Here is a 5,403-nt window from a genome sequence, read left to right on the forward strand (position 1 = left end):
TTCAGATGGCTGCGGAAGTGCTCTTCGAGTTTTTCCAGGCGCGGTGTGTAGCCTGGGTTGCCTTCGCAGCCGGCGGTGAAGACGTGGGGGATTTCTTCGTCGCCGTGGATATCCAGGAACAGGTCGACGCCGTATTTTTCCATCTGCTGCTGGACGAAAAAGACTTCCGGGCTGAGTTCCTGACTGGCGCTCTGCCAGGCGCGGTTCAGGTCCTGGCCCATGGCGTTGGTGCGCAGGTGGCCATGGAAAGCGCCGTCCGGGTTCATGTTCGGCACCAGGTACAGATCAGCGCTGGCCAGTAATTTATTCAGCACCGGATCATCGTGCTTTTCCAGGCGTTCGATTACGCCTTCCATGAACCACTCCGCCATGTGTTCACCCGGATGCTGCTGGGCGATCATCCACACTTTGCGTTGGCCTTCGGCGCCCGAGCCTTTGCGCAGCAGTTGAATGTCACGGCCTTCGACGCTCTTGCCGGTGGCCAACAATTCAGTGCCGGCTTTGGTCAGCGCCTGCTCGATCAGCCAATCGTGACGGCCTCGGCTGTAGGGTTCGAAGTAGGCGAACCAGGCGTGAGTCTGCTCGGCTTCGAGACTGAAGCGCAGGCAATCGCCTTCGAAGATAGTCGGTACGCGGAACCAGTTGACGTGGTCGTAGGAGGCGACCGCCTGATAACCGGTCCAGGCCTTGTTGTACGAGGACTGGCTGGCGTTGTTCAGGCGAAACCAGTGATCTTGACCCACGTGCAGGCCGCTGGCTTTGAAATGGAACCACTGAAAGTGGTTGCTTTTGGTATCCGGGCGGATGGCCAACAGTGGCTTGAGCGGATCGCTGACATCGATAACCTGAATGTTGCCGCTGTCAAAGTTGGCACTGATGTCGAGAGAGGATTTAGCCACGGCCATAAGTCCTGAATATGATTTTTATGGCGGCTACTTTACACGTAAGGCAGGGGTGAAACCGAGGGAAATTGCGGGGTGTAACGGGGGGCGTCTTCCTTGACGCCAACGCAGCTTAGAGATTATGCGATTGATTCTCAAGTGCTAAATGACATTAGTTTGCCCTAATGATTAAAGGCCTCTCTTGCCAACAAATATTCTTTTGCTATCATCCGCGCCATCGAATTTGCAGCACCTAAAGACTTCATTAGCCTGAAGCTATAAGCCAGAAAACTGGCAAAAAAAGACCCGGCAAAAAGCCGGGTCAAAAACCGTGATTAGCCTGATGAGGAGATAGTCCAGGAGACCGACCTAAGGTCATCTGGTCCATCGACTGATCTCGCGACCAGCTGATGCAATAATAATCATTCTCGTTTGCAAGTCAAACGATTTCATCTGCGCGATTGGAAAACTCTTTCCAGCCCTCTCTTTTTACGTCCTCTTTTCAAGCCGTCTGAAGACACTCCAGGGATCGATCCACCATGGCTTTCGCCATGTCGATCATATGCACCGTCGAAAACGCCAGGTCCCGGTTCGTCCCTTGCAGATGGTTGGCGGACTCGTTGGCCGTCGCGGCCGCACATCGCAACAGATCCGATGCATGCACCAACGCTTCTTCACAACCGATGTTTCGGTTCACGTCGAAGAAGCGCTCCTCGACGAGTACTTCTGCAACAGCTGGTTTCAAGTAATAGTCCAAGGCTTTTTGTGCGGCGGCGGAGCCTTTGGGCGAGGTGAGTGATGTGTCGATCTGCAGGTCGGGATGATCGTCTGGCGGTTGATTGGGGAATTGGTTTGGGGGTTGATTCATGGTGTGGGCAAGCTCCGTGATAGATTCAGATCCGTGAATTCATCCTAATACGATCTGTATTTGTGACCATAATTTAAATACTACATTTTGTGTTTTGTTGGCTGGAGCCTGCCCCGTATCGTGCCGCACATGGATAAATGGATTGAATTGGTCAAGGCCAAGATGAGTGAACTCAAAATCACTCAAGAGATACTCGCCGAGCGCCTCGAGATGTCCCAGGGGGGCATTGGTCATTGGCTCACAAAACGCCGTCAGCCCGGCATCGAGGACATGAATCGGGTGTTGCAGGCGCTGGGCCTGGGGTTTCTGGAAGTGGCGATGGTGATCAGGGAGGCCGAGGACTCGCAAGAGGATGAGGTTTGCCTGACGCAAAAGTACAACCCGTACTTTCGCTACCCGGTCAGCGACTGGCGGGAAACCAGCGTCGTACGCGATGGCGAACAGGGGCAGTATCGTTTCGAACTGTCCGACTACCACGCCAAAGGCGCGGCGTTCTGGTTGACGGTGGTGGGTGATGCGATGACCGCACCCAGTGGCCTCAGCATTGCCGAGGGCATGTTGATCCTGGTGGATCCGGACATTGAGGCATTGCCTAGCAAGCTGGTTATCGCCCAATGGCCGAACACCAGCGAAGCCATTTTTCGCAAGTTGATCGAAGAGGGCGGGCAGCATTACCTGGTCCCGCTCAATCCGACATATCCCAAAGCGCTTTACACCGAAGAGTGCCGAATCATCGGAGTGGTGGTTCAGGCAACAGCCAAATTCTGATCAGATCGGTCCTCGCAATGCGTAGGACCGATCTTCATTTCACGCCTCTTCCAACTCGACCAGCGCACTGCCTTCGCTGACCATCTCGCCTTCCTGGCAATACAGCGCCTTGATCACACCGGCATGGGGCGCACGAATGCTGTGCTCCATTTTCATCGCCTCCAGCACCACCAGTTGCGCCCCGGCTTCGACCTTCTGCCCAGCCTCCACCAGCACGCGCACGATGCTGCCGTTCATGGGGGCGGTCAGGCCGCCATGATGGCTGTGGCTGGCTTCGACGGCGCTGATCGGGTCGTAGGACTCGATGCGGCGCAATTCTCCTTCCCATTGCAGGTAGACAAAATCACCGCGACGAATCGCCCGATGCTGGCGACGTACGCCGTTGTGTTCGGTCAGCAAGTATTCGCCCCGGAGTCGGGCGTTCATGTCACCCAATGTCAGCGCACGGTCCTGGCCTTCACAGCTCAGGTGCAAGGTGATTTCCCGCGGCAGGCCGGCACGCAGGCCATTACCGTTGGCCCAGGGCGAGCTCGGGTCATCGGCACGGGAGGTGCTCGGCTGGCTTTGGGCAAATGCCTGGGCGGCGGCTTGCCAGAATTCATCGCTGAGCGTTGAAGGCTCTGGCAGCAGTTGTTCCTGGTAACGCGGGATAAACCCGGTATCGAGCTCCGCCGCAGCGAACGCGGGATGGCCGATGATCCGACGCAGGAAACTGATGTTGGTCTTGAGGCCGCCAATGGCGAACTCATCGAGCATGCTCAGCAGGCGCAAGCGCGCTTGTTCGCGATCCTCTCCCCAGGCAATCAACTTGCCGAGCATCGGGTCATAGAATGGCGAGATTTCATCGCCTTCCTCGACACCGCTGTCCACGCGACGACCCGCGCCCTGTGCCGACTCACGGTACAACTCCAGGCGACCGGTCGCCGGCAGGAAGTCGTTGGCCGGGTCTTCGGCGTACAGCCGTACTTCAATCGCATGACCGATCAGCGGAACCTGATCCTGGGTCATCGGCAACACTTCGCCACGGGCCACTCGGATCTGCCAGGCCACCAGATCGAGGCCAGTGATGGCTTCGGTCACCGGGTGTTCGACTTGCAAGCGTGTGTTCATCTCCATGAAGAAAAACTCGCCACGGGCGTCCAGCAGGAACTCCACGGTACCGGCGCCGACGTAACCGATGGCTTTGGCAGAGCGCACGGCGGCTTCGCCCATGGCGCGGCGAAGTTCCGGGCTCAGTCCCGGCGCCGGTGCTTCTTCGACGACTTTCTGGTGACGACGCTGAATCGAGCAGTCACGTTCGTTGAGGTACAGGCAGTTGCCGTGTTGATCGGCGAAGACCTGGATTTCCACGTGACGCGGCTTGAGCAGGTACTTCTCCACCAACATCCGCGAATCGCCGAACGAAGACTGGGCTTCACGCTGGGCCGAGGCCAGGGCTTCGGCCAGTTGGCTGACATCCTCGACCACCTTCATGCCTTTACCGCCGCCACCGGCCGTGGCCTTGAGCAGCACCGGATAACCGATGCGTTCGCAGGCATCGCGGAATGTGTCGAGGTCTTGGGACTCGCCGTGGTAACCGGGCACCAGCGGTACGCCAGCAGTTTCCATCAGCGCTTTGGCGGCGGATTTGCTGCCCATGGCGTCAATGGCCGAGGCGGGCGGGCCGAGGAAAATCAGGCCTGCTGCTTCAATTGCGCGGGCAAACCCGGCGTTCTCCGACAAAAAGCCATAGCCTGGATGAATCGCCTGAGCGCCGCTGGCCTTGGCGGCCGCGATCAGCTTGTCGATTTGCAGATAACTGTCGGCGGCCTTGCTGCCTCCCAGGTCTACGCGAATATCGGCTTCGCGACTGTGGCGGGCGTCACGGTCGGTGGCGCTGTGCACGGCTACGGTTGTCAGGCCCAGAGCCTTGGCGGTACGCATCACACGGCAAGCGATTTCGCCGCGGTTGGCCACCAGCAGGGTAGTGAGTACAGGTGCGCTCATCAACGCGGCTCCTTGGTGGTGGTTTCGGCTTGCCAGCTCGGTGGGCGCTTTTGCAGAAAGGCGCGCAAGCCTTCCTGGCCTTCGGGGCTGACGCGGATGCGGGCGATGGCGTTTTCGGTGAAGCGACGCAGCGCCGGGTTCAACGAGCCGTCGCCGACCTCACGCAGCAAGTCTTTGCTGGCGCGCATGGCGGCAGGGCTGTTGAGCAGCAGGTTGTCGATCCACTGTTCGATCTTTTGCTCCAGCTCATCGGCTGGATAGCTTTCCGACAACAACCCGAGTTCCCGTGCCCGTTGCCCGCCGAAGCGTTCAGCGGTCAGCGCGTAACGGCGTGCCGCTCGCTCGCCGATGGCTTGCACCACGAACGGGCTGATCACTGCCGGCGCCAGGCCGATGCGCACTTCCGACAGACAGAATTGCGCGTCATCGCTACCAATGGCCATGTCGCAGCAGCTGATCAGGCCCAGCGCGCCGCCGAAAGCTGCACCTTGCACCACCGCCAGGGTCGGGATCTTCAGTTTGGCCAGGTTGTACATCAACTCCGCCAGTTCACGGGCGTCATCGAGGTTGGTGTGGTAATCGAGTTCGGCCGATTGCTGCATCCAGGCGAGGTCGGCGCCGGCGCTGAAGTGCTTGCCACGGCCACGCACCAGCAGAAACCGCAGGCTGGCGTCGCTCGACACCTTGTCCAATGCGAGGATCAGTTCACGGATCATTTCGGCATTGAAGGCGTTGTTCTTTTCTTCACGGCTGAGCCACAGCGTGGCAAAGCCACGAGGGTCGGTCAGCAGTTCGAGGGTGTTGAAGTCGCTCATATTGTCCGTCTCCACAATTCATGTGGGAGCGGGCTTGCTCGCGAAGAACGATAACGCGGTGCTTCTGGTAAACCGCGGTGAATCC

At 58.6% G+C, this 5,403-nt stretch carries 5 protein-coding genes; 1 reads left to right on the plus strand and 4 read right to left on the minus strand.

The window, feature by feature from the left end; genetic code table 11:
* On the minus strand, positions 1-905 hold a 905-nt coding region (locus ACRESJ_RS19265), incomplete at its 3' end, for a M14 family metallopeptidase (protein WP_431759306.1).
* Between the two features lie 478 nt (positions 906-1,383).
* Positions 1,384-1,749 carry a DUF6124 family protein gene (locus ACRESJ_RS19270; protein WP_431759307.1) on the minus strand — a complete coding sequence of 122 codons (366 nt, stop codon included), beginning with the start codon at positions 1,747-1,749 and terminating at the stop codon, positions 1,384-1,386.
* A 129-nt stretch (positions 1,750-1,878) separates the two neighbouring features.
* Between ACRESJ_RS19270 and ACRESJ_RS19275 the strand changes: the two genes are divergently transcribed.
* Positions 1,879-2,517 (plus strand): LexA family protein, encoded by a 639-nt coding sequence (locus ACRESJ_RS19275; protein WP_431759308.1) that lies wholly within the window; start codon positions 1,879-1,881, stop codon positions 2,515-2,517.
* A 39-nt stretch (positions 2,518-2,556) separates the two neighbouring features.
* Here the strand turns inward: ACRESJ_RS19275 and ACRESJ_RS19280 are convergent, their stop codons facing one another.
* Together ACRESJ_RS19280 and ACRESJ_RS19285 are read right to left on the minus strand one after the other, a co-directional pair.
* On the minus strand, positions 2,557-4,503 hold the full coding sequence (locus tag ACRESJ_RS19280) for an acetyl/propionyl/methylcrotonyl-CoA carboxylase subunit alpha (RefSeq protein ID WP_431759309.1): 1,947 nt from the start codon (positions 4,501-4,503) through the stop codon (positions 2,557-2,559).
* Positions 4,503-5,318, minus strand: coding sequence for a gamma-carboxygeranoyl-CoA hydratase (locus tag ACRESJ_RS19285; RefSeq protein ID WP_431759310.1), 816 nt, complete (start codon positions 5,316-5,318; stop codon positions 4,503-4,505). Before ACRESJ_RS19285 ends, ACRESJ_RS19280 begins: the two co-directional genes overlap by 1 nt.
* Positions 5,319-5,403 lie beyond the last annotated feature (85 nt).

This window comes from Pseudomonas sp. (assembly GCF_050739655.1).
GTDB lineage: Bacteria > Pseudomonadota > Gammaproteobacteria > Pseudomonadales > Pseudomonadaceae > Aquipseudomonas.